The sequence below is a fragment of the Zobellella maritima genome, from assembly GCF_003075035.1.
GTDB lineage: Bacteria > Pseudomonadota > Gammaproteobacteria > Enterobacterales > Aeromonadaceae > Oceanimonas > Oceanimonas maritima.
Genome location: NZ_QCZE01000001.1, coordinates 517,051 through 541,404, shown reverse-complemented (window position 1 = coordinate 541,404; position 24,354 = coordinate 517,051). Strand labels below are relative to the sequence as shown.

Annotated in this window: 20 protein-coding genes; 9 read left to right on the top strand and 11 right to left on the bottom strand. The window is 61.1% G+C overall.

What is annotated here, in order from left to right; genetic code table 11:
- The first annotated feature begins 35 nt into the window (after window positions 1-35).
- Entirely contained in the window at window positions 36-581 is a 546-nt protein-coding gene (mobB, locus tag DCS96_RS02480) for a molybdopterin-guanine dinucleotide biosynthesis protein B (protein ID WP_116472773.1), read from the top strand.
- On the opposite strand, the gene DCS96_RS02475 is transcribed toward mobB, so the two are convergent.
- Entirely contained in the window at window positions 532-1,092 is a 561-nt protein-coding gene (locus tag DCS96_RS02475) for a peptide-methionine (S)-S-oxide reductase (RefSeq protein ID WP_116472772.1), read from the bottom strand. The genes mobB and DCS96_RS02475 overlap by 50 nt on opposite strands.
- Before the next feature lie 74 nt (window positions 1,093-1,166).
- Between DCS96_RS02475 and DCS96_RS02470 the strand changes: the two genes are divergently transcribed.
- From DCS96_RS02470 to DCS96_RS02455, 4 genes are all read left to right on the top strand, one after another.
- Window positions 1,167-1,862 carry a DUF1499 domain-containing protein gene (locus DCS96_RS02470; protein ID WP_116472771.1) on the top strand — a complete coding sequence of 232 codons (696 nt, stop codon included), beginning with the start codon at window positions 1,167-1,169 and terminating at the stop codon, window positions 1,860-1,862.
- 197 nt (window positions 1,863-2,059) lie between these two features.
- Window positions 2,060-3,793: an ABC transporter ATP-binding protein gene (locus tag DCS96_RS02465; RefSeq protein ID WP_116472770.1), complete on the top strand. Its 1,734-nt coding sequence runs from the start codon at window positions 2,060-2,062 to the stop codon at window positions 3,791-3,793.
- Window positions 3,783-5,555, top strand: a complete 1,773-nt coding sequence (locus tag DCS96_RS02460) for an ABC transporter ATP-binding protein (RefSeq protein WP_116472769.1) — start codon at window positions 3,783-3,785, stop codon at window positions 5,553-5,555. The genes DCS96_RS02465 and DCS96_RS02460 overlap by 11 nt, the downstream gene beginning before the upstream one ends.
- 294 nt (window positions 5,556-5,849) lie before the next feature.
- Window positions 5,850-8,999, top strand: a complete 3,150-nt coding sequence (locus tag DCS96_RS02455; RefSeq protein WP_116472768.1) for a transglycosylase domain-containing protein — start codon at window positions 5,850-5,852, stop codon at window positions 8,997-8,999.
- A 9-nt stretch (window positions 9,000-9,008) separates the two neighbouring features.
- On the opposite strand, the gene DCS96_RS02450 is transcribed toward DCS96_RS02455, so the two are convergent.
- A complete protein-coding gene (locus DCS96_RS02450) occupies window positions 9,009-9,344 on the bottom strand; it encodes a DUF4144 family protein (RefSeq protein WP_116472767.1) in 336 nt (111 codons plus the stop codon).
- 59 nt (window positions 9,345-9,403) lie between these two features.
- Window positions 9,404-9,799, bottom strand: a complete 396-nt coding sequence (locus DCS96_RS02445) for a septal ring lytic transglycosylase RlpA family protein (RefSeq protein WP_116472766.1) — start codon at window positions 9,797-9,799, stop codon at window positions 9,404-9,406.
- A 273-nt stretch (window positions 9,800-10,072) separates the two neighbouring features.
- Between DCS96_RS02445 and DCS96_RS02440 the strand changes: the two genes are divergently transcribed.
- Window positions 10,073-10,642, top strand: coding sequence for a hypothetical protein (locus tag DCS96_RS02440; protein ID WP_157953556.1), 570 nt, complete (start codon window positions 10,073-10,075; stop codon window positions 10,640-10,642).
- Between the two features lie 48 nt (window positions 10,643-10,690).
- Here the strand turns inward: DCS96_RS02440 and DCS96_RS02435 are convergent, their stop codons facing one another.
- Window positions 10,691-11,920, bottom strand: coding sequence for a CynX/NimT family MFS transporter (locus tag DCS96_RS02435; RefSeq protein WP_116472764.1), 1,230 nt, complete (start codon window positions 11,918-11,920; stop codon window positions 10,691-10,693).
- A gap of 159 nt (window positions 11,921-12,079) precedes the next feature.
- Here DCS96_RS02435 and mobA point away from each other — a divergent pair, with 159 nt between their 5' ends.
- Complete coding sequence (mobA, locus tag DCS96_RS02430; protein WP_116472763.1) at window positions 12,080-12,673, top strand: molybdenum cofactor guanylyltransferase MobA; 594 nt, start codon at window positions 12,080-12,082, stop codon at window positions 12,671-12,673.
- A 232-nt stretch (window positions 12,674-12,905) separates the two neighbouring features.
- Here the strand turns inward: mobA and DCS96_RS02425 are convergent, their stop codons facing one another.
- Entirely contained in the window at window positions 12,906-13,460 is a 555-nt protein-coding gene (locus DCS96_RS02425; protein WP_116472762.1) for an NAD(P)H nitroreductase, read from the bottom strand.
- Window positions 13,461-13,540: 80 nt separating this feature from the next.
- Entirely contained in the window at window positions 13,541-15,550 is a 2,010-nt protein-coding gene (locus DCS96_RS02420; RefSeq protein ID WP_116472761.1) for an NADPH-dependent 2,4-dienoyl-CoA reductase, read from the bottom strand.
- 165 nt (window positions 15,551-15,715) lie between these two features.
- On the opposite strand from DCS96_RS02420, the gene sppA reads away from it, so the two are divergent.
- Entirely contained in the window at window positions 15,716-17,554 is a 1,839-nt protein-coding gene (gene sppA / locus DCS96_RS02415) for a signal peptide peptidase SppA (RefSeq protein ID WP_116472760.1), read from the top strand.
- Window positions 17,555-17,603: 49 nt separating this feature from the next.
- Entirely contained in the window at window positions 17,604-18,614 is a 1,011-nt protein-coding gene (gene ansA, locus DCS96_RS02410) for an asparaginase (protein ID WP_116472759.1), read from the top strand.
- A 318-nt stretch (window positions 18,615-18,932) separates the two neighbouring features.
- On the opposite strand, the gene DCS96_RS02405 is transcribed toward ansA, so the two are convergent.
- From DCS96_RS02405 to htpX, 5 genes are all read right to left on the bottom strand, one after another.
- Window positions 18,933-19,181 (bottom strand): hypothetical protein, encoded by a 249-nt coding sequence (locus DCS96_RS02405; RefSeq protein ID WP_116472758.1) that lies wholly within the window; start codon window positions 19,179-19,181, stop codon window positions 18,933-18,935.
- Between the two features lie 216 nt (window positions 19,182-19,397).
- On the bottom strand, window positions 19,398-20,600 hold the full coding sequence (locus DCS96_RS02400; protein ID WP_116472757.1) for a pyridoxal phosphate-dependent aminotransferase: 1,203 nt from the start codon (window positions 20,598-20,600) through the stop codon (window positions 19,398-19,400).
- A 72-nt stretch (window positions 20,601-20,672) separates the two neighbouring features.
- Window positions 20,673-22,079, bottom strand: coding sequence for an amidase (locus DCS96_RS02395; RefSeq protein WP_116472756.1), 1,407 nt, complete (start codon window positions 22,077-22,079; stop codon window positions 20,673-20,675).
- A gap of 3 nt (window positions 22,080-22,082) precedes the next feature.
- Complete coding sequence (locus DCS96_RS02390; protein ID WP_116472755.1) at window positions 22,083-23,051, bottom strand: D-2-hydroxyacid dehydrogenase; 969 nt, start codon at window positions 23,049-23,051, stop codon at window positions 22,083-22,085.
- 347 nt (window positions 23,052-23,398) lie between these two features.
- The gene (htpX, locus tag DCS96_RS02385; RefSeq protein ID WP_116472754.1) at window positions 23,399-24,274 is read right to left on the bottom strand and encodes a protease HtpX; all 876 of its coding nucleotides are present in this window, start codon (window positions 24,272-24,274) and stop codon (window positions 23,399-23,401) included.
- Window positions 24,275-24,354 lie beyond the last annotated feature (80 nt).

Here is a 24,354-nt window from a genome sequence, read left to right as displayed (position 1 = left end):
TTCAATCCGCCTTGTTCTTCTGCTCGAGTCGTCTTATGTCGCCATCCCCTACTCGCTGTTCACTGTTGGGCTTTGCCGGTTTCAGCGGCAGTGGCAAAACCAGCCTGCTGAGGCAACTACTGCCCCTGCTGCGCCACCACGGACTGACCGTCGGCGTTGTCAAGCATACCCATCATGATGTCGAACAGGACACGCCCGGAAAGGACAGTTACGAGCTGCGCCATGCCGGCGCAGCACAATGTCTGCTGGCTGGACCCAATCGTAGCATTCTCACCTTCGAAAATCTGCACCCCGAAGAACCAAATCTAAATGAATCTCTTTCTCGACTGGATCTGAATGCGCTGGATCTGGTGCTGGTCGAAGGCTTCCGCGAGGCCGCCATCCCCAAGATTGAAATTCACAGGCCCGTCCACGGCAAGCCCCTGCTCTGCCTGCAGGACCCCTGGATTGTGGCGGTGGCCAGCGATCACCCCGAGCTGCCGATATCCTGTCCGCTGCTGGATTTGAACCAGCCGCACCAGATAGCCGATTTTATTCTCCAGCAACACGCCCAGGACCGGCTACAGCAGGTGAAAAGCTGAAGCCGGTACCATCCGGGTAGCCGCAGCCATCCCGATACAGGCCATACAAGAGCCCATGACGCCGGGCAAACGCCTGCTGTCGCTGCAGGGCCGGAGTAAAGTCGCCAATGGGCAGGATGCGTGTCTCAACCGGCCGTCCCGACATTAATGCCAGATGGGCCCTGCTTTGCTGAGCCCACTTCTGTTGCAGCCGGGTTTGCACATAGATGGCCGGGCTGTAGGCCTCGCCCCGATCGCAATATTGTCCCCGGGCATCGAAAGGATCTATCGCCGACCAGTACAGGGTCAGCAGATCACCATAGCTGATTTGCTCATCATCGTAGCTAACCCGCACCACCTGCCGCCGCTGATATTTGTCGCCGCTCATCCAGCCCGCTTCCGTTGACACTATCCCGGAACGCCCGGCAAACAAGGCTTCCATCACCCAGAAGCTGCCACCGGCAAACACCGCCTGGGCGGCCTGGGCCTGGGGCACCAACAGGCACAACAGCAGCCATATTTTCAGGTACATACCCCATTGCTCCTTTACTTCCTTAGCGCGCCTGATCATAGTTGAGTTATCGCCCGCTAAGCTATTGATAAATTATGGAAACACTTATCGGCTCCCGCCTGTTCTGGCTGGCCTTGCTGGCCTGTGTACTGCCCCTGCTCGGGGCCCTCGGCAGCCGCTGGCAACTCTGGCCCTACAGCCTGGGCCTGCTGCTGTTGCTCGCCGGCCTGTTGCTGGCGCTGCCGGTACTGGGTCTGGCCCTGTGGCAGCGCCAGTGGTTTGCCCTGCTGCTCGCCTGCCTGCCGTTGCTGGTGCTGCTCCCCCCGCTGATCCAGGGGCTCAGGCTGCCGGTGATCAACGACATCAGCACGGATCTGGTATCGCCCCCCGTCCTGAACGCGGCGGCGCGTCTGCGCGGCCCCCGGCACCACGCCCCTAACTACCCCGGGCCGGCAACGGCGGAAAAACAGCGGGCCGGATGGCCGACACTGGGGCCCCTGACTCTGCCCTTGTCCCCCCGGGAGGTCAAGCCGCTGGTGCTCGACCTGGTTCGTGAACGAGGCTGGCAACGGGTCGACGACCAAGGCGCAGACAACATGCAGATCGAAGCCGTGGTGAGCAGCCGCTGGTTCGGCTTCGAGGACGATGTGGCCATCCGGCTGACGGCGCAGGATGGGGGCACCCGGGTGGACATGCGCTCCGCCTCGAGGGTGGGCAAGAGTGATTTCGGTGCCAATGCCGGGCGGGTGCAGGACTTTCTAGCCGATCTGGACCACAAATTTAAGGAATAATGCGCCTGAGTTAACTAATACTTGTCACTTAAGCGTAAACGGGATGAGTTACCTCCCCGCCGACACGTCGTAAACCCCTCCATGGGGGCTCTGCTGCGCCGTCCCTGGCGCAGAAGGCCGGCTTGAAAGCCAACCAATCCCGTTTACTGACTGGCATTAACCTTAGTTAACCCGCTATTTTCTGGTTCGGAGCAGGTATGCAACTTTTCTGGCAACTGGGCTGGTTCTTCAAGGCCCACTGGCGCACCTACAGCCTGTCGCTGGTGATGCTGACGGCGGTAGCGGTGATGAACATGGCCATCCCCTACCTGATCGGCAAGGCGGTGGATCGGCTGGTCACCCCCGCCGCCGGCCAGGCCGAAGGCCGCTACCTGTTGTGGATCATGCTGCTCGGATTGGCGGTCTACCTGTTGCGCCTGGGCTGGCGCCGGATCCTGTTCGGCACTTCCTACCGGCTCGGCAACCAGCTGCGTCGCCGCTTTTACCAGCGGCTTACCCGCCAGGGTCAGGCCTTCTACAGCCGGCACAATACCGGGGACCTGATGGCCAGGGCCACCAACGATATCGACGCCATCGAGATGGCCGCCGGCGAGGGAGTGCTCACCGGCTTCGACGGCCTGCTCACCCTGATACTGGTGCTGATCATGATGTTCGGCTTTATCGACTGGCGCCTGGCGCTGGTGGCGCTGCTGCCCTTCCCGGTAATGGGCTGGTGTTTCTACCGCATCTCCAGCGCCATCCATCACCACTTCAAGGCGGCCCTGGAGCAGTTTTCGGTGCTGAATGACAGGACCCAGGAGGCAATCGCCGGGGTGCGCATGGTCAAGGCCATGGGTCGGGAACAGATAGAAAGCCAGGCCTTCGACCGGATTGCCGAGCAGGCCGCCGAGCGCAACTTCCGGGTGGCCAGGACCGAGGCGCTGTACGAACCCGTGGTGTTTTTGTCCATGTCTGCCGCCCTGCTGCTCACCGTGGGCTTTGGTGCCTGGCTTATCTGGCACCAACAGCTGACCGTCGGCCTGCTGACCAGTTTCACCCTGTATCTGGTGCAGCTGATCTGGCCCATGTTCGCCTTCGGCTGGCTGCTCAACATCGTCGAACGGGGCAGCGCCGCCCTGACCCGGGTCGACAGCCTGCTGGCCATTCCCGACAGCGTACCCGATCTCGGGCGGCGGGAGCCCGTCTCCTGCGCGCTGGCGGTCACCGATCTGGATTTCAGCTATCCGGGCAGTGGACAGCCCGCCCTCCAGCAGCTTGCTTTTACCCTGGAGCAGGGGCAGGTACTGGGCCTTGCCGGTCCCACCGGAGCCGGTAAAAGCACCCTGCTACAGCTACTGATGCGCTACTGGGAAACGGCACCGGGCCGGATCCGCCTGGGCGGCCACGGGCTGGCCGAATACCGCCTGGACAGCCTGCGCCGCCAGTTTGCCTATGTGCCGCAAGACGCCTTCCTGTTCAGCGCCAGCATCGCCGACAACATCGCCCTCGGCCGACCGGATGCCGACCGGGAACAGATCATCGAGGCCGCCCGGCTGGCCTGTGTACACCAGGACATCAGCCAGCTGCCCGACGGCTATGACACCCAGGTAGGCGAACGGGGCCTGACCCTGTCCGGCGGCCAGCGCCAGCGGCTGTCCATCGCCCGGGCACTGCTCAGCCAGGCGCCGATATTGGTGCTGGACGATGCGTTGTCGGCGGTGGACGTGCATACCGAGCAGGCCATCCTCGGGCATTTGCGCAGCCGGTGCCATCAGGCCTGCATCATCGTCAGTCATCGGCTGTCGGCACTGGAGCATGCGGATCAGATCCTGGTCCTCAGCCACGGCCGGATGCTGCAGAGCGGCACCCATGCCGAACTCAGCCGCCAGGATGGCTGGTATCGACGCATGTGGACCTATCAACAACTGGAGGCCGAGCTTGATGAAGCCTGAACAGCCCCAGGGCAAGGCCACCTTCGGCCTGCTGCTCGACTATGTGTTCCGGGACAAGCGGCTGCTGTTCAAGGCGATAGCCCTGTTGCTGCTGGCCACCGCCGCCGATGTCGCCGGCCCCGTGCTGGCCAAGGTCTTTATCGATGATTATCTGCTGGCCAGGGCGCTCTCCCCCGGACCGGTCACCGCCTTGCTGCTGGCCTATATTGTCAGCCAGGTGGCCGCCGCCTGGCTCAGGTATCAGCAGACCCTGCGCTTTACCGAGATGGCCCTGGCCGCCGTGCTGGATATACGGCAACGGGTATTCGCCCATGTGCTGCGCCTGCCGATGGCCTTCTTCGACAGGGCCAGGACGGGCCGCCTGGTGAGTCGGGTCACCAACGACACCGAAGCCATCAAGGATCTGTATGTGCAGTTCCTGTCTGTGGTGCTGACCAACCTGGTATTGCTGGTGGGCATCATCATCGCCATGGCGCTGCTCGATGTGCGGCTGATGCTGGTCTCGCTGCTGCTGATCCCCGCCGTCGTGGGAGTCATCTATCTATATCAACGGCTGAGCGGGAAAGCCGTGGCCGAAAGCCGCCAGCTCCGCTCCGAGATCAACAGCGAGCTGAGCGAGTCAATTGCCGGCATGGCGGTGCTGCAGGCCTGCGGCCAGCAAGAGCAGGCCGCCCGCCGCTTCGATGCCCTAAACCAACGCTACTATAAAGCCCGTATGAGAACCATCCAGGTGGGTGCCGTACTGCTCAGGCCCGCCATCGACCTGCTCAGTGTGCTGGCGCTGATCGGCATCATTCAGGTGTTCGGCTGGCAGCACACCGCGGGCATAGCCGAGATTGGCGTGCTTTATGCCTTCCTCAATTTCCTCGGCCGTTTTACCGAACCCCTGGCGGAAATCACCCAGCGCTTCAACCTCTATCAACAGGCCATGGTGGCCGGTGATCGCGTCTACCAGCTGATGCACCAAACTCCCCAGTCCCATGGCCGGCAGCACCATCACATCACCGCCGGTAAGGTGGCCTTCCGCCGGCTGCATTTTCAGTATCGGGCCGACAAGCCGGTCTTTAGGGGACTGGACCTGGAGATTCCCGCCGGCCAGTTCTATGGCGTGGTGGGACATACCGGCAGCGGCAAGAGCACCCTGCTCAACCTGCTGTTGGACTTCTATCGGCCCGGCGCCGGTCAGGTGTGCATCGATGACGCGCCCCTGCACCAATACAGCCGGCATGCCCTGCGCCAGGGGATCGGCCTGATCCCCCAGGATCCCTTTATCCTCGCCGGCAGCCTGTATGACAACATCGACATGGGCCGCGGTCTTCCGAGATCACAGATAGAGCGGGCGGCACGACAGGCCCACCTGTTGCCGCTGATCGACGAACTGGAATCCGGTTTCGACACCCGGCTGGGCGAACGGGGTACCCGCCTGTCGACCGGACAACGGCAACAGCTGGTGATCGCCCGGGCGCTGGCTGCCTCGCCCCGGATACTGCTGCTGGACGAGGCGACCGCCAATGTCGACAGCGAAACCGAACAGGTGGTGCAGAGGGCGCTCAGGGAGCTGCACGGCAAGGTCACCATGATAGTGGTGGCACACCGGTTGTCGACCATCAGCAGCGCCGACCGGATCCTGGTATTGTCGCACGGTGAACTGGTCGAACAGGGCAGTCACCGCCAGCTGATGGCCCGTCCCCAGGGGCTGTACAGCGCCATGTACCGGCTGCAGCAACAGGCCCGACAGCTGACATGGGCCGAACAGGCCTGATCCTTTGGTCCTGTCCCGTGACTGGCCATGAAATCATGAACAGTCACGGAACACGCTTTAGTATAAGAAAGACAAGGGGGCAAGGCACAATACGTTAAAACAATCGAATTCACCGTGCCCCCCACAAACTTTCATCGTCGCCTGCTACCAAAAAACTCAGTGATATCAGTATACTTGCCCTCCTCATCCAACCGGCATAATGCCGAATAAATTCTGTCAAAACGCCCCCTGATCCGTCGCCGTACGGCTACGCTTGGAATAGGTGGCTAACAATAATGGCACTGGGGGTCTAATATGGGTGGCAAGCAACAAAGGGAGTCAACCGCTATCGCCTTCACGGAAGAAGCTGTGCCCCACGTTCGCCTGCCCAAACCGGCCAGGCGCAAGCCCCGCAGGCGCCTGTTGATCTGGCTGGTATTGTTTATCCTGCTGGCCGCCGCCACTGTGCTCGTGGCCTATGAGATGCGTACTTCCCAGTTACAGGCCAGGCAGCTGTCCCGTTACGCCAGCACCCTCACCTACAGTGTCGAATCCGGCCCCAGCGATGCCATTCACTATCCGGGGGCCGGCCCCTTCGACAAGCGGCTGGGCTACAGTTCATTGCCGACCCTGCTTGAACGGCTGCAGCAACGCGACTTTATCATAGAGCAGCAGGCGCAGTTTTCTCCCGCCCTGCTCGATTACAGCAGACGCGGCTTTTTCACGCCCTATCAGGAAAAAACCCAGGCCGGGCTGGTGATCAACGATTGCCGCGCCGAACCCATCTACCGCCATAGCTACCCCCGGCGTCATTATGCGGATTTTAGCGCCATCCCCCCCTTGGTTCTGCAGGCCCTGCTGTTTGTCGAAAACAAGGAGCTGCTCAACAACGAATACGCCCAGGTCAACCCGGCGGTCGACTGGCCCCGCTTTGCCAAGGCCGCCCTCTCCCAGGTCGGGCGGGCACTGGATATACAGGATGACTCAGCCGGCGGCAGTACCCTGGCCACCCAGGTAGAAAAATATCGCCATTCCCCCAACGGACTGACCGTCTCTCCCAAGGAAAAGCTGCGGCAGATGATCTCCGCCAGCGTGCGCGCCTATCAGGATGGGCCGGAAACCCTGGCCGCCCGCCAGGAAATCGCCCTGGCCTATCTGAACTCAGTGCCCCTGGCGGCCGCGCCCGGCTATGGTGAAATACACGGCGTCGGCGATGGCCTCTGGGTCTGGTATGGCGCCGACTTCAACAGGGTCAACCAGCTGCTGACACCCGATTATGTACAGACCATTTCCCTGGATGAACAGGGACTGGCGTTGCGCCAGGTGCTCTCACTGATGATAGCCCACCGTCGTCCCTCCTATTATCTGGTCCGTGGCCGGGATGAGCTGGCATCACTGACCGACAGCTATCTGCGCCTGCTGGCCCGGGACGGGCTGATCAGTCAGCCGCTGCGCGATGCAGCGCTGGCACAGCCGCTGAACTTCCGGGATTTCCGGCAGGCGTCGGCGGTGGTGCCGATCGACAGCAACAAGGGTTTACAGGTTGCCCGTAGCCGTTTGGGTGGCCTGCTGGGTTTAACCATGTACGACCTCGACCGCCTCGATCTGTCGGCCAGCACCACCTTGCAGGACGAGCTGCAACAACAGGTGACCGACTACCTGCATCGGCTGGCCGATCCCGATTTTGCCCGGGAGATAGGTCTGTACGGCGAACGGCTGCTATCGCCGGAAAAGACCCAGGAGGTCAATTACAGCTTTACCCTGTTTGAACGCGGCCCCCACAGCTTTCAGGTCCGGGTGCAGACAGACAACACCCATCAACCCTTCGATATCAATGAGGGCAGCAAACTGGAACTCGGCTCGACCGCCAAGTTGCGGGTACTGACCACCTACCTGGAAATCATCGCCGAATTGCACCAGCGCTATGCCGGACTCGGTAAGGAGGCTCTGCGTCAGGTCGAGGTCGACCCGCAGGATCTGCTCAGCCGCTGGGCCGTCGACTACCTGCTGAGTAACCCGCAAGCCGAACTCGCCCCCATGTTGCAGGCCGCACTCAACCGCCGCTACTCTGCCAGCACCGGCGAACGTTTCTTCACCGGCGGGGGCATACATACCTTCCATAATTTCCGCAAGGAAGACAATGGCCGCAATCCGACCCTGATGGAGGCACTTCGTGAGTCCATTAACCTGCCTTTTGTCCGCCTGATGAGGGACATAGTGCGCTACAGCATCCACCTGAACGAAAACCGCACTCAGTTGCTGGCAGATGACAAGGATCCCCGCCGCCGGGAATACCTGAGCCGCTTCGCCGATCGGGAAGGTCGAGTGTTTTTACTGCGTTTCTGGCGTAAATATCAGGGCAAGGATGAGCAGACCCGACTGGATACCTTCTTTGACGGCCTCCGAGCCACCCCGACGCGGCTGGCAGCGGTGCATCGCTACCTGATGCCGGATGCGGATCCGGAGGCCTTTGCCGCCTTCCTGCATCAGCGGCTGCCCAATGAAAGTCTTACCGACAAACGCATTGCCGACCTGTACCACCGCTATGGCCCGGGCGCCTACAGCCTGCCCGACCAGGGTTATATCGCCCGCGTTCACCCGCTGGAGCTGTGGCTGCTCGGCTATTTACAGAACCAGCCGCAGGCAAGCTATAGTGACGCCGCAGCCGCCAGCCAGGAGCAGCGCCAGGAGGTATATGGCTGGTTGTTCAAAACCCGGCACCGCAGCGCCCGCGACAACCGGATCCGTACCATGCTCGAAGTGGAAGCCTTCCTCGACATACATCAACGCTGGCAACGGCTGGGCTTTCCCTTCGATCACCTGGTCCCCTCCCTGGCCACCGCCATCGGCAGTTCGGGTGACAGACCCGCCGCCCTGGCCGAACTGATGGGCATCATTCTGAACGACGGGATACGCCTGCCGACGGTACGTATCGACGGCCTGCATTTTGCCGAAGGTACCCCCTATGAAACCCGGCTGGGACGGGATCCGTCCCACGGCCAGCGGGTCATGCCCGCCGAGGTGGCTGCCGCCCTGCGCAACGCCCTGTCAGATGTGGTGGAAGGGGGCACGGCCCGGCGCCTGCAGGGCAGCTTTAAGCTGGAAGACGGCACGCCCCTGACCCTGGGCGGCAAGACCGGGACCGGCGACAACCGTATCGAAACCGTCAGCCGTTACGGCCAGGTACTTTCTTCTCAGGCCCGCAACCGCACCGCTACCTTTGTTTTCTACCTGGGAGAAAGCCACTTCGGCACCCTGACCGCCTATGTGCCGGGCAGCAAATCGGACAAGTTCCGCTTTACCTCGGCGCTGCCGGTACAGGTGCTGAAAGGCATGGAGCCGCTGCTGCGCCCCTACCTGACCCCGGACCAGAACAGCCGGTGTCAGCCGCCACGGTTAATCGACACCCAGACGGTGGAACATAACAGCCAGGAGGCCCACCGAGCACAGCAGAGAGAAGGCTGAGCCCACGGCTCAGAGATCGCCTAACGATTCGACCAGGGTTATCGCTTCCGATATGGTGCGTGCATTCAGCTTGGCGACACAACAGGCACCGGACTGGGCAGCGTGGTTCCTGACCAGGGTGATGATGTCCGCCAGTGTCGCAGACTCCCCACTGGGTCGTGGGACCAGCTTGTGCCGAGTGTTTTTATCCAATGCATAGACCAGGCCCTGACCGTCGATCAAACGGTCGCCTTCTTCCAGGCTGAGCGCATACAAGGCCGCATCCAGCTCCCACTCGGACTGGCTGCCGATATAGCTCAGCTCGTCTTCCCCTGAATATTTGATAATCGCAGGCCAGGCAACCAAGGCATCCTCCCATCATGGCAAACCGCACGGGTATCGTTATTAGTATTGACCCGGTTCGGCTATTTAAGCGCGACAATCTCAACCGGCACCACTCCGGCCCTGATCATGTTGAGCTCCCTGGCGGCCTGCTCGGACAGATCGATAATCCGACCCCGGCTGTAAGGACCGCGATCATTGATACGCACCACCACTGACTTGTTGTTGCGCAAATTGGTCACCCGTACCCGGGTACCGAATGGCAGGCTGCGGTGAGCGGCGGTGAGGGCATGCTGATTAAACTTCTCGCCGCTGGCGGTTTTTCGCCCATGATGTCGGCTGCCATAGAAAGAGGCCTTGCCCTCGGCCCGATAGCCGGTTGTTTCGGGAGGCGGGGGGTCAATCGGGATCATATTTTGTGTACTGCCGCAGCCGTGCAAGAAGACGAGCGCGGCAATCAACAACAGGGTTTGTCGCATACTGGATTTCCTGAAAAAAGATGCCGTTACCGGTTAACGGGGCGCAGCATAGACGGGCCGCATCACCGTCGGCAAGCCCAACTCCCCCCTAAGCCGCAGATCCGGCCCGTTTCGATGGTTTTATACGAAAAAAGACGACGCACAGCGGGCCCGTGCACACTGCCGTTCGGCATTGACAGCTTATCCGGGCCCTGCTAAGCCTAAAATGCTGCCCCAAGCTAGCCTTGACCGTTTTGGTTAACGCCGGCAGCACCTTGTAAGGAGCTGATAACAATGAACGGATTGGTTCCTCTTCCTCGCGTTACGCTGGGTGTTATGCTCGGTATGACCTGTGGATTCACCCTCGCCGCAACCCCGGAAGAAAAGATCGCCAGCGCCATGAGCGCGGCGCCACCTTCCATCAGTGCCACCGCGACCATACTGGACTGGCCGGCCGATATGACCGCCGAGATGCCGGTGCTGCGCCAGGGTACCAATGGCTGGACCTGCCTGCCGGATATGCCGGCGTCCTCCGGCAACGATCCCATGTGCCTGGACGCTCCCTGGCTGGACTGGCTACACGCCTGGATGAATAAAACGGCACCGGCTACCGGGAGTCTGGGATTCGGCTATATGCTGCAGGGCGGTAGTCCCGAAAGCAATACCGACCCCTACTCCACCGGCCCCACCGACAACAACGAATGGATTACCGTTGGGGTGCCGCACCTGATGATACTGGTGCCCGATGCAGCCATGCTGGAAGGGCTGCCCACGGATCACAACAATGGCGGCCCCTGGGTAATGTGGCGGGATACCCCCTATGTACACATCATGGCCCCCATGCCGGCCTATCAGCCTGAATAGATGGCTGACATAACACACAGCCCCGGCCTATCGGTCGGGGCTGTTCTGTTATTGCAGGGCCGCTTGCCCGGCTTTAACCTGATCGGGCACCACATTAACGGCCTTCGCCCCATACCAGCCGCAGCCAAACTGGATCAGCTGCAGCGCCATCAGCAGTAACAAGGACGACTGCCAGACACCACTAAAATCTTTGAGCATACCCAGCAGAAAGGGGCCTACCGCCGCCAGCAAATAGCCGATGCTCTGTGCCATGGCCGACAAGGCCGTGGCCTGAGCGGTATTACTGGCACGCAGTACAAAAAACGACAACGCCAGGCTCAGTGCTCCCCCCGTCCCCGCGCCAACCAGGGATGCCCACAGCATGGGAGCCGCCGCCGCATCCCACCACAGCCCTAGCAGGCCAGTCATGGACAGCAGGAAGATGGCGACCGCCAGCGGTTGCTGGCTACGCATTTTGGCCGCAAGGATAGGAATAAACAGGTTGAACGGGATACTGACCAGGTTGATCATGGCCGTGGCCTTACCGGCCTGCCCGACATCCAGGCCGGTGTCGATCAAGATCTTGGGCAACCAGGTAGCCATGGAATAGAAGAAGAACGACTGCAGGCCCATGTAGAAGGTGATGGACCAGGCCAGGCCATCACGCCACAGGCTGACCTTGACCGGATTCTGCGGCCTGCCCACCCCCCTTGCCTTCAGCATCGGCAGCCAGAACAGCAGGCTGAACAGGGGGAACAGGGCCCACAGCATCATGGGATAACGCCAGCTGCCGAAATGGTTCATCAAGGGGACCGCCAGGTATACCCCCAGACCTGCGCCCAGGCTTAGGGTGACCGAATACAAGCCGGTCATCATCCCCATCTGGCGGGGGAAAAAGGCTTTCACCAGGCCCGGGATCAGTACGTTCAGCAAGGCGATGGCCAAGCCGAGCAGCAGGGTACCGGCCATCACCAGGCCATAACTTTCCGTTACCCGCAACCAAGCCCCCAGGCTGATCACCAGCAGGCCGGAAATCGCCAGGAGTTGAGGTGCACAACGACGGGTCAGCCAGGGTACGCAGATGGACATGACCCCAAAGCAGATCAACGGCAGTGTGGTCAGCATGCTGAAGCCACTGGAGCTAATCTGCAAGGTATCACGTATCTCCTGCACCAGGGGACCCACTACCACCAGGCCGCCACGCAGGTTGGCGGCCGCCAGCATCAGCGCCAGGATCGCCAGCCCAGCGACCAGGGGACGACCGCTGAACGGGCCATCCGGATATTTTATTGTTGTCATTAATATACCTTAAGCACCGAGACCAAAGATTTTTTCGCCAATTATGTTGCCAAAAGATAAAGAGACAACAGCAAAAGACAGAAAAACGAAATCGGAATAAAGAAACCCGCCTGTTAAAGGGTTAGTATTGAAGGGCAAGCTGTCATCAACGGAATCACCATGCTAGACCCAAAAGATATTACCGCTGTTATCCTTGCCGGAGGAGAAGGCCGCCGCATGCAAGGGGCCGATAAGGGCCTGCTCCCGCTGTGGGGCAAGCCCCTGGCCCAGCATGTACTGGAGCGACTCAAACCCCAGGTGGCCGCCGTGCTGATTAACGCCAATCGCAACGTGCCCCGTTACCGGCAACTGGCCCACGTCATCCAGGATGAAGGTTATGGTTTTGCCGGCCCCCTGGCCGGCTTTGAAGCCGGCCTGGTCCATGCGCCCAGCGAATGGGTATTGTTTGTGCCCTGTGACAGCCCCCTGATACCGCTGGATCTGGCACATCGCCTGTGCCGCGCGGTGCAGCACCACAATCAGATTGCGGTGGTCGACGACGGACGACGTATCCATGCCGCCACCGCCCTGCTGCATCAATCCTTGCTACCTTCCCTGTGCAATTATCTCGATGGCGGCGATCGCAAGCTGCAACTCTGGTACCAACAGCACGAGCTGGTGCCGGTCGACTTCAGCGACGAGACCGAGGCGTTCTTTAATCTGAATACCCGGGAAGCCCTGGACCAACTGGAACAAAAGGGCCAGCCCCTGTAACACCGACGATCTTTTTGTGGGAGGCGCGACCCCGCCGCGATAGGGCCATCGGGCCTCTTCATCTGCCTCAGGCCCTTGTGGGAGGGGCGCCCTCGCGGCGATATGGCCGCCAGGCCATCGGGCTCTTCACCTGCCTACAGACCCTTGTAGGAGGGGCGAGCTCGCCGCGATAATATCCGCAGGTATCAATGGCCTTTTGGCCATATCGCCCCGAGTCGGGTCTCCGGCGGAATTACTGCCCGAAGTAACGCACAAACTGGGCGGGATCCCGCTCCGGCAGCTTGCGGACTTCCACCATGGGGGTGCCCAGATACAGGAAGCCAACCAGCTGGTCTTCGCCCTGCAGGCCGAGCTGCTGATGAACGTACTGATCGAAGATAAACCAGCCGGAACGCCACATGCCGTTAAAACCCTGGGCCTGGGCCGCCATCTGCATCGCCATCAGCGCACAGCCGGCGGACAAGTGCTGCTCCAGGGGCGGCACCTTGTCGCTGGGTTTGACCTTGGCGGCCACAGCGATAACCAGGGGGGCCCGCAGTGGTGCCAGGCGGGCTTTTTCTACCTTATCTTCCGCATCGCCACGCCTTTGCGCCGCCTGGGCAAGAATTTGCCCGAGGGCATCACGCTGCTCGCCGGCAAACACGATAAATTCCCAGGGCATCAGGGCACCATGATCCGGCGCGCGCAGGCCCGCGTCGAAGATGGCATCAAGTGCCTTACCCGCCGGTGCCGGCTCGGCCAGGCGGGGGCAAGAATGACGATTCAGCAGTAATTCGAGTGCGTCCATCGGGATCTCCTAACAACGATGGCGATACCTTAGCACAAGGCCAAATGAAAATAACCCTCATTCAGCTATTGCCCACAGGGTCAAATCCCGGCCGCCAGCTCGGCCCCCTGACGAATGGCCCGTCTGGCATCCAACTCGACCGCCAAGTCGGCACCACCGATCAGGTGCACCGGCAGGCCCCGGGCCTCCAGGCCCGCCTGCAGTCGCCGCTCCGGCTGCTGACCGGCACAGATGATCACATTGTCCACCGCCAGGCACAGGGACTCACCGTCTTTCTCGATATGCAGCCCGTGGTCGTCGATGCGCTGATAAACCACCCCACCCCACATGGTCACCCTATGCTGTCGCAAGCTGGCCTTATGGATCCAGCCGGTCGTTTTGCCCAGCCGCCTGCCCGGGGTGCCCGGCGTACGCTGCAACAGCCACAACTGCCGTTTGGGTTCAATGGATGGCCTTGCCATCAGAGCGCCGGCCTGTTGATATTGGCCATCTATGCCCCATTGCGCCAGCCAGTCGGCCCGGGACTGGCCCGCCTCCGCCACCAGATATTCGGCCATATCAAAACCGATGCCGCCCGCGCCCACGATCGCAACCCGCCTGCCCACGGGAGCATGGCGCGCCAGCACATCCAGGTAGCCGAGCACCTTGGGATGATCGATACCGGCAATCTCCGGTGTGCGTGGCCGAATACCAGTGGCCAGCACCACTTCATCGAAGTCTTCGCCCAGCAACGCCGGGGTCGCCTCGGTATTCAGCCGCAGCCTTACCCCGGCACGGAGCAAACGATGGTGAAAATAGCGCAAGGTCTCATAAAACTCTTCCTTGCCCGGGATCTGCTTGGCGTAGTTGAACTGACCGCCGATCTCGGCAGCACGCTCAAACAGGGTCACCCTATGGCCCCGTTCGGCAGCATGGCATGCAAAACTCAACCCCGCCGGGCCGGCACCGACCACCGCCAGCCGCCGGGGGCTACTGGTGGGCACAAAATTCAGTTCGGTTTCATAACAGGCGCGCGGGTTGACCAGACAGCTGGCCCGCTGCCCCTTGAACACCTGATCCAGGCAGGCCTGGTTGCAGGCGATACAGGTGTTGATCAGCCTCCCCTGATCCGCCGCCGCCTTGTTGACGAACTCCGCATCCGCCAGGAAGGGCCGCGCCATACATACCAGATCCGCTTCGCCCTGCGCCAGTATCTGCTCCGCCACATCAGGGGTATTGATACGGTTGGTGGCGATCAGCGGCACCATCAGCGCAGCACGCACCCGGGCCGTGACCCAGCTGAAGGCCGCCCGCGGCACACTACTGGCGATGGTGGGCACCGGCGCCTCATGCCAGCCGATGCCGGTGTTGATCAGGTTAACGCCTTCGCGCTCCAGGGCCTGGCCCAGGGCGATCACTTCGTCCAGGCTGGAGCCCTGCTCGACCAGATCCAGCATCGACAGCCGAAAAATAATGATAAAGTCGGGGCCGGTCGCCGCCCGCACCGCCCGCACTATCTCCAACGGGAAACGAATGCGTCGTTCGAAGCTGCCGCCCCAGCCATCCTGCCGGTGGTTGGTGCGGGCACAGATAAACTGATTGAGCAGATAGCCTTCCGAGCCCATGATCTCCACCCCGTCATAGCCCGCCTGCCGGGCCAGCTCGGCGGTATGGGCAAAATCTGCAATGCAGCCCTGGATCTGGCGATCACTCATCACCTGTGGTTTGAAAGGGCTGATACGGGCCTGTTCGGCGGACGGGGCCTGCAAAAACGGGTGATAGGCATAGCGACCGGCGTGCAGTATCTGCAAGGCGATCTTACCGCCTTCCCGGTGCACCGCTTCCGTCACCAGCCGATGTCTGGCCAGTTGCCAGGGAAAACTGAGCTGGGCGGAATGCGCCATCAGCCGCCCCCGGAAATTGGGGGCGATGCCGCCGGTGATGATCAAGCCGACCCCGCCCCGGGCCCGCTCCCCATAAAATGCGGCCAGCTTCTCAAACCCTCCCGGCTCTTCTTCCAACCCGGTATGCATGGATCCCATCAGCACCCGGTTCTTCAACCGGGTAAAGCCCAGATCCAGGGGCGCCAGTAAGTGGGGATAAGGGCTCATGCTTCCTCCGCCGAAACTGAAAACCAATGACGGCTTCAGGCTAATGGATTAAAACACCATTTTCAAACAATTGTTTACATGGCACCGGGCCTTCACCATGGCATTGTTCCGCCGACAAGGCCATAATGTTTTGAATAACCAAATATTCTTAATTAGGGCGTTGTTATGTGGTCTGCCATTAAATGGTTTTTCCGTACCCTGGGTCGGGTGCTGAATGCCATTCGTATGTTGATTATCAACCTGCTTTTTCTACTGATGCTGGTGTTTGTTATCCTGATCTTCACCGGCAAGGAAGAAGCAGTGCCCCTGCCCGAGCACGCCGCCCTGACCCTCGCCCTCACCGGCCCGATACTGGAACAGGACGATATTCCCAACACCCGTCGGCTGATGCAGAAATGGCTGAGCGGCGATACCACACCGCCGCCGACCAGCCTGAGCCGGATCAAAGAGGCGCTGGAGCTGGCCCGCACGGACCCGCGTATCGGCGCCGTGGTGCTGCGGCTGCAAAACATGACCGAGTCCAGCCTGACCAAGCTGGATGAAGTCGGCGCCGCCATCGAACACTTTAAAACCTCCGGCAAGCCGGTATATGCCATCGCCGACTACTACACCCAGGGCCAGTATTACCTGGCCGTTCACGCGGACGAGGTTCTGCTCAATCCGGCCGGCGCCGTCACCATTCAGGGCATGGGTGTCTATCGGCTGCACTATAAGTCGGCCTTCGAACGCTTCAACATCACCCCCCATGTCTTCCGGGTCGGCACCTATAAATCCTTTGTCGAACCCTATCTGCGGGACGACATGTCAAAAGAGAGCCGGGAAGATACCCTGCGCTGGCTCAACCAGCTGTGGCAACACTACCAGGATCAGGTGGCCAGGTTGCGCAATATCCCCCATGACCATATCGCTCCCGGCAAGGAGCAGCTGCTGGCCCGTTTTCATGCGGTTAACGGCGATCCGGCCAGATATGCCGAATCCCTGGAACTGGTCGACCGCCTTGCCAGCCGCAATGAAATGCTGCAAACCGTGGCCGAAACCGTGGGCTGGGACAGCGAGCTGAATCACTACTCCAGCGTGGAAATCGACGCCTACCTGGACCGCGCCAAAAAAACCCAGAACAGCACCCCTGCCGTCGGCATCATCACCGCCAGCGGCGCCATCATGAGCGGCGAGCCCGCCAGCAACACCATCAGCGATGAACACCTGAGCAAACTGATCAACGAAGCCCGGCTGGATGCGGACATCCGTGCGCTGGTGCTGCGCATCGACAGCCCCGGCGGCAGTGCCTTCTCTGCCGAGCAGATCCGCACCGCCCTGCTGCGCTTCAAGGAAAGCGGCAAACCGCTGGTGGTATCGATGGGCAGCACCGCGGCTTCCGGTGGCTACTGGATTGCCGCCGATGCCGATCGCATCTACGCCGCCCCGACCACCCTCACCGGCTCCATCGGTGTCTTCGGCCTGTTCCTCACCTTTGAAGAAGCCTTTGAAAAGCTCGGCCTGAATACCGATGGGGTGGGCACCACGGATTTTGTCGGCGGTGGCCTGACCACGGGCCTGCCCGAACATACCAAGGAGCTGATCCAGCTGGGCGTGGAGCACACCTACAACCAGTTTGTCGGCCTGGTTGCCGAGGGCCGGAGCCTGAGCCCCGAGCAGGTGGAAGCCGCCGCCCAGGGCCATGTGTGGACCGGCCGGGACGCCCAGCGTCTTGGCCTGGTGGATGAGCTCGGTTATCTGGACGATGCCCTACAAGGCGCCGCCACCCTGGCCGAGTTGCCCAGTTACCGGGTCAAGCCGGTGCGTCTGGCACCATCTGCCAAGGATCTACTGCTGGAAGAGCTGTTCCTGGACAGCCCGCTCAGCCTGAGCGACGCCCTCGCCGCCTGGCTGCCGGCGCCCCTGCAAGCGGCCGGTAACCGGCTTGAGCAGGAATTGAATATGATCAGCCAACTGGACGATATCAAGGGCCAGTATGTGCTTTGTGTGGAATGCCAGGGCCTGTAACCTTTCACCGCCTCCCACGCCCGGCGTGGGAGGCCACCAGGAAACATAGATGAGTAAAAAGGCAGTCTATATCGCCTATACCGGCGGCACCATCGGCATGCAGAAGTCCAGCAAGGGCTATGTGCCGGTGGCCGGCTTTATGACCGATTGCCTGGCTCACACCGCTGAGCTCCGGCGCCCGGAAATGCCCGACTACCATATCCACGAATACAGCCCGCTGATCGACTCCGCCGATATGTCACCGGCCGACTGGCAGCGTATCGCCGACGACATCCGTGCCAACTACGAGCAATACGACGGCTTTGTGGTGCTGCACGGTACGGACACCATGGCCTTCACCGCCTCGGCGCTGTCTTTTATGCTGGAAGATCTGGAAAAACCAGTGATCATCACCGGCTCCCAGATCCCCCTGGCCGAACTACGCTCCGATGGCCGGCCCAACCTGCTCAACGCCCTCTATATTGCCGCCCACTACCCCATCCACGAGGTCACGCTGTTCTTCAACAACCAGCTGTACCGCGGCAACCGGGCCAGCAAGGTCCATGCGGACGGTTTCAATGCCTTCGACTCCCCCAATTTTCCGCCCCTGCTCAATGCCGGCATTCATATCCAGCTGCAGGCCGGCGCCCTGGGTCGGGCCGAAGGCAAGGCCCTGCAAGTCAGCCCCATCACGCCCCAACCCATCGGCGTGGTGACCCTGTATCCGGGTATTGCCGCCGAGGTGCTCGCCAATATCCTGCAACAGCCGGTGAAGGCCCTGATCCTGCTCTCCTTCGGGGTGGGTAACGCGCCACAAAACGACGCCATGCTCGACCTGCTCAAACAGGCCTCCGCGCGGGGGGTGATCATCGTCAACCTGACCCAGTGTCTGCGCGGCACCGTCAATATGGAAGGCTACGCCACCGGCCACGCGCTGGCCCGTGCCGGGGTGATCTCCGGCTATGACATGACCACCGAAGCCGCCCTGACCAAGCTGCATTACCTGCTGAGCAAAAACCTGCCGCCGGAGGAAATACGCCGGCTGATGGGCCAGAGCCTGCGCGGCGAACTCAGCCGCTGACAGCGGTCCCTGAGGTAGAGGCAATTTTTGTGGGTGCATCGTTCTTTGTGGGAGGGGCGACCTCGCCGCGATTACCTATGGCACGGTTCATTGTTCGAAGTCGGTTTCCACTATCGCTCCGAGGTCGGGCCTTCTACAGGATAATCTGCCGGGCTTTGGGCTTGCTGTGGGAGGGGCGACCTCGCCGCGATTACCTGAAGACCAAGATGCGATGAACGAGTGGCTTATCCCCCCGGAGACGGGCCTCCCACAGCGAACCCCCCCACGACACCTCCACTGCGATCAGCTGTGGAGGTGTTTTAATACCAACCCCATGACTTAGATATCCAGGATGGCCTTGGCCTCACCCAGTACCGCCATCGACTCGTCATGCTTGCCGGCGTTATGCAGGGCCTCACCCTCGGCGCGCAGCTCGATTACTTTTTCCATATCTTCGGCAGAAAGCATGGGATCGTCGGCCAGCCTGGCGTCTATGGCCTTCATCTCATTCGGGCAATTATGGGCCAGTGCCGTCCCGCTGGCGCCCAGCAAGACAAGCGCAACAAGGGCAGAAATTAACGTACGCATAGTGAGCTCCTTCCACTACCAGTCAGTCATTTCAGATTAGTGCACGGACCCCTGCTGCGCCATCGGACTCAAGCAGCAGTCACAGCCATCAGCCTGGCCATTTTTATGCCTGCCGGCATCTTGACTTCCTTTGGAAATGGCGGCCCCACCACGATGAATCATCCCGGGGTCGGGCCTTCTACAATGGGTGCGAAATTAATCACAAGACATCCACGTTCACTCCCAGTCCTGTTTTTCCAGCCAGGGGATCATCCGCTCAAAGGCTTGGTCCAGTTGGGCGATGGTCGTGGAATAGCTGATGCGCAGGGCATTGGGCATGGCATTGCCGAAGGCGTCGCCGGGAATGGTGCAGACGCCGATTTCCTTGAGCATTCTCAACGCTACATTGGCGGCATTTACGCCTTCAGGCAGGCCGGGAAATAAATAAAAGGCGCCCTGGGGACGGTAACCCGTTAAATAAGGCGCCTGGTCGATCCATTCAATTAACCTGTTCCGGCGTTTGCTGTATTCGGCCACCATATTATCGATAAAGTCGCTGCTGCCGTTTAATGCCGCCACCCCTGCCCATTGAAAGGGGGTATTGGCGACCGTGGTGGTAAACATATGGTAACGACGCAATTTCTTGATGGCGCCCTGGCTGGCCATCAGCCAGCCAATCCGCATGCCGGCCATGCTGTAGGTTTTGGAGAAACTGCTCACCACCATCACGTGATCCAGATCGCTGCAGCAGGACAAGACGCTGGGATAGGTCAGACCGTCATAAATCAGGTGGTCGTATACTTCGTCGCTGATCACGTAGATACCGCGATAGGCCGCTTCCTCGACTATGGCCTCGACGGTTTCCCGGGGATAGACGGTGCCGGTGGGGTTGCCGGGAGAGTTGAGCACGATCGCATAGGTATTGATGTCCATGGCATCGATCACTTCCTGGGGATCCAGCTGATAGCCCAGCTCGGGGCGCAGCGGCACATGATGCACCACACCGCCGTTCATGCGGATAAGCGGGGCATAAAGCATAAAGGCCGGATCGGGCACGATAAACTGCCGTCCCGGCGCCGAGGTGGCGGTCAGGGCCAGATACAGGGCTTCGGTGGCGCCCGTGGTCACCAGGATATTTTCCGGGCTTAGCGGCCGCTGATATCGCCTGCCATAGTAATTGGCCAGGGCTTCCAGCAGCTCCGGCAGGCCGGCGTCCATGGTGTAGCCGGTCTGACCCGCATACAGCGCCCGACTGGCAGCATCGAGGATATGGGGCGGCGTGGGCAGGTTGGGCTGACCGATGGACAGGTGGATCACGTCGTCCATGCTGGCCGCCAGGTTAACCATCTTGCGGATGCCGGGCACCGGGATGGTATGCAGCGCCGGATTCCAGATGGGATCTTCGCTTTCGTAGAAATCCTTATCGTCCAGGGTGCTCATCATACCTCCTTCTGTGGTCAAGGCGAACCCAATACACAGGCCCTGCAAGCCATTGCCGCTGATGACGGCTGCTTAACCCAACTCCAGCATGGGCGGGCGCAGCGTCAGCCCAAGCGCCTGCTGGTAAGCATGGGCTACCTGCAGTACCCGGGCATCATCGAAGCGGGCACCGACCAGCTGAATGGCCATCGGCAGTCCGTCGGCCGCCAGCCCCGAGGGTACGGAGATTGCCGGCTGGCCGGTCAGGTTGAAGGGGTAGGTAAAGGGGGTCCAGGTCGGCCAGCGGGTAGCGGGCCAGTCCACCGGCACCTCCCGGTTGGTGTCGAAGGCGGTAATCGGCAGGCAGGGCGTCAGCAGCAGGTCGTACTTGTCGTAGAAGCGCGACATCCGCTCACTCAGGGCCATGCGTTCATTCATGGCGCCCAGATAATCGAGCATGGTGCAGCGTTCGGCCTTGCTGACCACCTCCACCAGCGCCGGGTCCATCTGTGCCCGTGCCTTGGGGCCCAGATCCCGCAGGGCATTGGCGGCCCCGCCGTAAAACAGATGGCTGAAGGCCGCCAGGGGATCCCCGAAGCCGGGATCCATTTCAATCACCTCGGCACCCAGTTCTTGCAACAGCACCGCGGCCTGGGCCGTGGCCCGGGCAATGTCCGGGGCTACCTCCACGTAGCCCAGGTTGGGGCTGAAGGCAATGCGCAGGCCGCTGATCGGTTTGTCCAGCCCGGACAGATAATCGATATTGCGCCGGGGGGCGGCCAGGGCATCGCGGCTGTCGGCACGGGTCAGCGCATTCATCATCAGCGCACAGTCGGCCACGGTGCGGGTCATGGGGCCGGCATGGGCCAGGGTACCAAAAGGGCTGGGTGGCCAGTGCGGTACTTCGCCATAGCTGGGCTTGAAACCGACAATGCCGCAAAAACCGGCAGGTATGCGTATGGAGCCACCCGCATCCGTGCCGAGCGCCAGCGGCCCCATACCCAATGCCACGGCGGCGGCACTACCGCCACTGGAGCCACCGGCGGTCCTGGTGATATCCCAAGGGTTGTTGGTGGCGCCGCACAGCGGGCTGTCGGTTACTCCCTTCCAGCCGAATTCCGGGGTGGTGGTCTTGCCCAGCGGCACATATCCCTGGCTCATCAGCGCACTGATCGCCGGTGCGGACTTGTTGAGGGTGCTGTCAGGCCTGATGGTGTGCGAGCCTTTACGGGTTGGCCACATGGGCGTCAGGAACACGTCTTTCACCGCCACCGGCACGCCGTCCAGCGGGCCGAGCGGTCGGCCTTGCCGGTAACGCTGCTCCGACTCCCGTGCCAGGGCCAGTGTGGTCTGCTCGTCAACCAGACAATAGGCATTCACCGCCTCGTTATGCCGAGCAATCTGAGCCAGCATGGCGGAGGCCGCCTCCACCGGCGACAATTCACGGCCTTGATACAAACCGTTCAGTTCAAGGGCACTCAGGGTCAGCACTGGGTTCATCGTTTACCTCCCGCCGGGAATAAATCCGCTGTTCTTGTCCACCTCATTGAGTAACCGCTCACCCCGCTCGAAACGGGTGAAGTTGACCATAAACTGCTCGCCCAGCCGTCGTTCCCAGCCCACCACGTCTCCCGCCATATGGGCGGAAATCATCACATTGGGCTGGGTCCACAGGGGATGCTCCGGCGGCAGTGGTTCGGTGTCGAACACATCGAGGGCGGCACCGGCAATCTCCTCCGCCTGCAGGGCATGCAGCAGATCGTCGGTGACCACTATCGGCCCGCGACCAACATTGATAAAGCGCGCGTGGGGAGCCATTGCCCTGAAGGCGGTGCGGTCAAACAGACCCCGGGTCCGGGGGGTGAGCGGAGCCGTCACTACCACATAATCCGCTTGGGGCAACAGTGCCGGCAAATCATCCTGGGCGCACACCCGGGCAAAAGGAGGTTGTACCCGCGCGCTGCGGGCCACGCCGGTAACTCGCATACCCATGGCGCCCAGCATTCGGGCCACCTCGGCGCCGATGGCGCCGGCCCCCATCACCAGCACCTGTTTACCGATCAGGCTTTCCGTTTCTCTGTGTTGCCAGCTGCGGCTTTGCTGCAGGCGCAGGTTGGTGAGGGTGTCTTTGGCAAACATCAATATGGCGCCCAGCACATACTCGGCAATGCCGCGCTCGAAATTGCCCCTGGCATTGGTCAGCACGATATTGCTGTCACGCAGGGCCGGAAAACACAGCCGGTCGACACCGGCACTGGTGGCATGCACCCATTTAAGCTTCGGTCGGTCGGGCCATGCGCGTTCCAGCAGCTCGGTGCGAAAGTCGGTCACCAGCAGGATATCGGCCTCGGGCAGGCTGGTTTGCAGGGTCTGCTGGTCGGTGGCCAGGGTCACCCTGGCTTGCTGCTCCAGGCCGTCCAGCCCGGGCAGCAGGGGTTGTTCCGGTCCTCTCAGCACCACTACATGGGTCATCAGTTTATTCCTTGGGTTGGGTTCTTTCCCCTACCCTAGCTGGCAAAGCGCCACTCCCCCAAATTTTGATGAGCCTGTAGCTAAGATTTTCGCAGCGGGGTCGACTTTTCATGCGGGAGGCCCGCCCCCGAAGCGATAGTGAAAGCGGGTATCGGGCGATGAACCGTGCCACTGATTATCGCGGCGAGGTCGCCCCTCCCACCAAGATCGACGCACCATTACAAGCACAAGACCCGGCAGATGACCCTGTCGGAGGCGCGTCCTCAGGGGTCCACAAAGATCGACGGCTACTGCCGGCATAAAAAAACCCCGGCAAGCCGGGGTTAAAAGACCAAACTACAGAGGGATTAACGGAGTTCGCGCAGGGCCTGGATGCGTTTTTCCAGCGGCGGGTGGCTCATGAACAGCTCGCTGTGCTGCTTGCCGTTGATGCCGAAGGCGGCGAGCGAACCTTCCAGCTCGCTTTCCGGACCACGGCGCAGGCGCTCGAGGGCGGCGATCATTTTCTCTTTACCCACCAGGCGGGCCGAGCCTTCATCGGCGCGGTATTCGCGCTGGCGGCTGAACCACATCACAATAACCGAGGCCAGCATGCCGAATACCAGCTCCAGCACCATAACAGTAACAAAATAGGCAATACCGCCCATGCCACCGCCTTCTTCTTCCTCGTCACGGCTGAGGAAACTGCTGATCAGGTTGGCCACGATACGGGCGAAGAACATCACAAAGGTGTTGACCACGCCCTGCACCAGGGTCAGGGTGACCATGTCGCCATTGGCCACATGGCTGATTTCATGGGCCAGCACGGCCTCGGCCTCGTCGCGGCTCATGCTGTACATCAGGCCGGTGCTCACCGCCACCAGCGAGTCGTTGCGGCGTGCGCCGGTTGCGAAGGCATTCATGTCGTTAGACTGGTACACACCGACTTCGGGCATGCCGATGCCGGCCTGTTGCGCCTGACGAGCCACGGTAGTGACCAGCCAGTGTTCCATTTCGTTACGGGGCTGCTCGATCACCTGCACGCCATAGGCACGCTTGGCCATCCACTTGGACATAAACAGCGAGATGGTCGCGCCACCAAAGCCAAACACGGCGCAAAATACCAGCAGGCCGGTAATGCTGCTGCGATCGATACCCAACACGGAAAATACAATATTCAGTACCACACCCAGTACCAAAACCACGGCCAGGTTGGTGGCGATAAACAGCAGAATGCGTTTCATAAGCCTTCCTTAACGATAAAAGTCTGTCGACATAATATGTCCGAATGGCCAGATTTCAAGATCGGTTGAATGAATTATTG

What these genes read in the sequence shown, in the direction of transcription:
- mobA (WP_116472763.1), top strand. Translation starts at nt 12,080, where the DNA reads ATGCTAGACCCAAAAGATATTACCGCTGTTATCCTTGCCGGAGGAGAA.
- DCS96_RS02475 (WP_116472772.1), bottom strand. Translation starts at nt 1,092, where the DNA reads ATGTACCTGAAAATATGGCTGCTGTTGTGCCTGTTGGTGCCCCAGGCC.
- ansA (WP_116472759.1), top strand. Translation starts at nt 17,604, where the DNA reads ATGAGTAAAAAGGCAGTCTATATCGCCTATACCGGCGGCACCATCGGC.
- DCS96_RS02405 (WP_116472758.1), bottom strand. Translation starts at nt 19,181, where the DNA reads ATGCGTACGTTAATTTCTGCCCTTGTTGCGCTTGTCTTGCTGGGCGCC.
- DCS96_RS02390 (WP_116472755.1), bottom strand. Translation starts at nt 23,051, where the DNA reads ATGACCCATGTAGTGGTGCTGAGAGGACCGGAACAACCCCTGCTGCCC.
- DCS96_RS02420 (WP_116472761.1), bottom strand. Translation starts at nt 15,550, where the DNA reads ATGAGCCCTTATCCCCACTTACTGGCGCCCCTGGATCTGGGCTTTACC.
- DCS96_RS02395 (WP_116472756.1), bottom strand. Translation starts at nt 22,079, where the DNA reads ATGAACCCAGTGCTGACCCTGAGTGCCCTTGAACTGAACGGTTTGTAT.
- DCS96_RS02470 (WP_116472771.1), top strand. Translation starts at nt 1,167, where the DNA reads ATGGAAACACTTATCGGCTCCCGCCTGTTCTGGCTGGCCTTGCTGGCC.
- DCS96_RS02425 (WP_116472762.1), bottom strand. Translation starts at nt 13,460, where the DNA reads ATGGACGCACTCGAATTACTGCTGAATCGTCATTCTTGCCCCCGCCTG.
- DCS96_RS02435 (WP_116472764.1), bottom strand. Translation starts at nt 11,920, where the DNA reads ATGACAACAATAAAATATCCGGATGGCCCGTTCAGCGGTCGTCCCCTG.
- DCS96_RS02400 (WP_116472757.1), bottom strand. Translation starts at nt 20,600, where the DNA reads ATGAGCACCCTGGACGATAAGGATTTCTACGAAAGCGAAGATCCCATC.
- htpX (WP_116472754.1), bottom strand. Translation starts at nt 24,274, where the DNA reads ATGAAACGCATTCTGCTGTTTATCGCCACCAACCTGGCCGTGGTTTTG.
- sppA (WP_116472760.1), top strand. Translation starts at nt 15,716, where the DNA reads ATGTGGTCTGCCATTAAATGGTTTTTCCGTACCCTGGGTCGGGTGCTG.
- DCS96_RS02465 (WP_116472770.1), top strand. Translation starts at nt 2,060, where the DNA reads ATGCAACTTTTCTGGCAACTGGGCTGGTTCTTCAAGGCCCACTGGCGC.
- DCS96_RS02445 (WP_116472766.1), bottom strand. Translation starts at nt 9,799, where the DNA reads ATGCGACAAACCCTGTTGTTGATTGCCGCGCTCGTCTTCTTGCACGGC.
- DCS96_RS02460 (WP_116472769.1), top strand. Translation starts at nt 3,783, where the DNA reads ATGAAGCCTGAACAGCCCCAGGGCAAGGCCACCTTCGGCCTGCTGCTC.
- DCS96_RS02455 (WP_116472768.1), top strand. Translation starts at nt 5,850, where the DNA reads ATGGGTGGCAAGCAACAAAGGGAGTCAACCGCTATCGCCTTCACGGAA.
- mobB (WP_116472773.1), top strand. Translation starts at nt 36, where the DNA reads ATGTCGCCATCCCCTACTCGCTGTTCACTGTTGGGCTTTGCCGGTTTC.
- DCS96_RS02440 (WP_157953556.1), top strand. Translation starts at nt 10,073, where the DNA reads ATGAACGGATTGGTTCCTCTTCCTCGCGTTACGCTGGGTGTTATGCTC.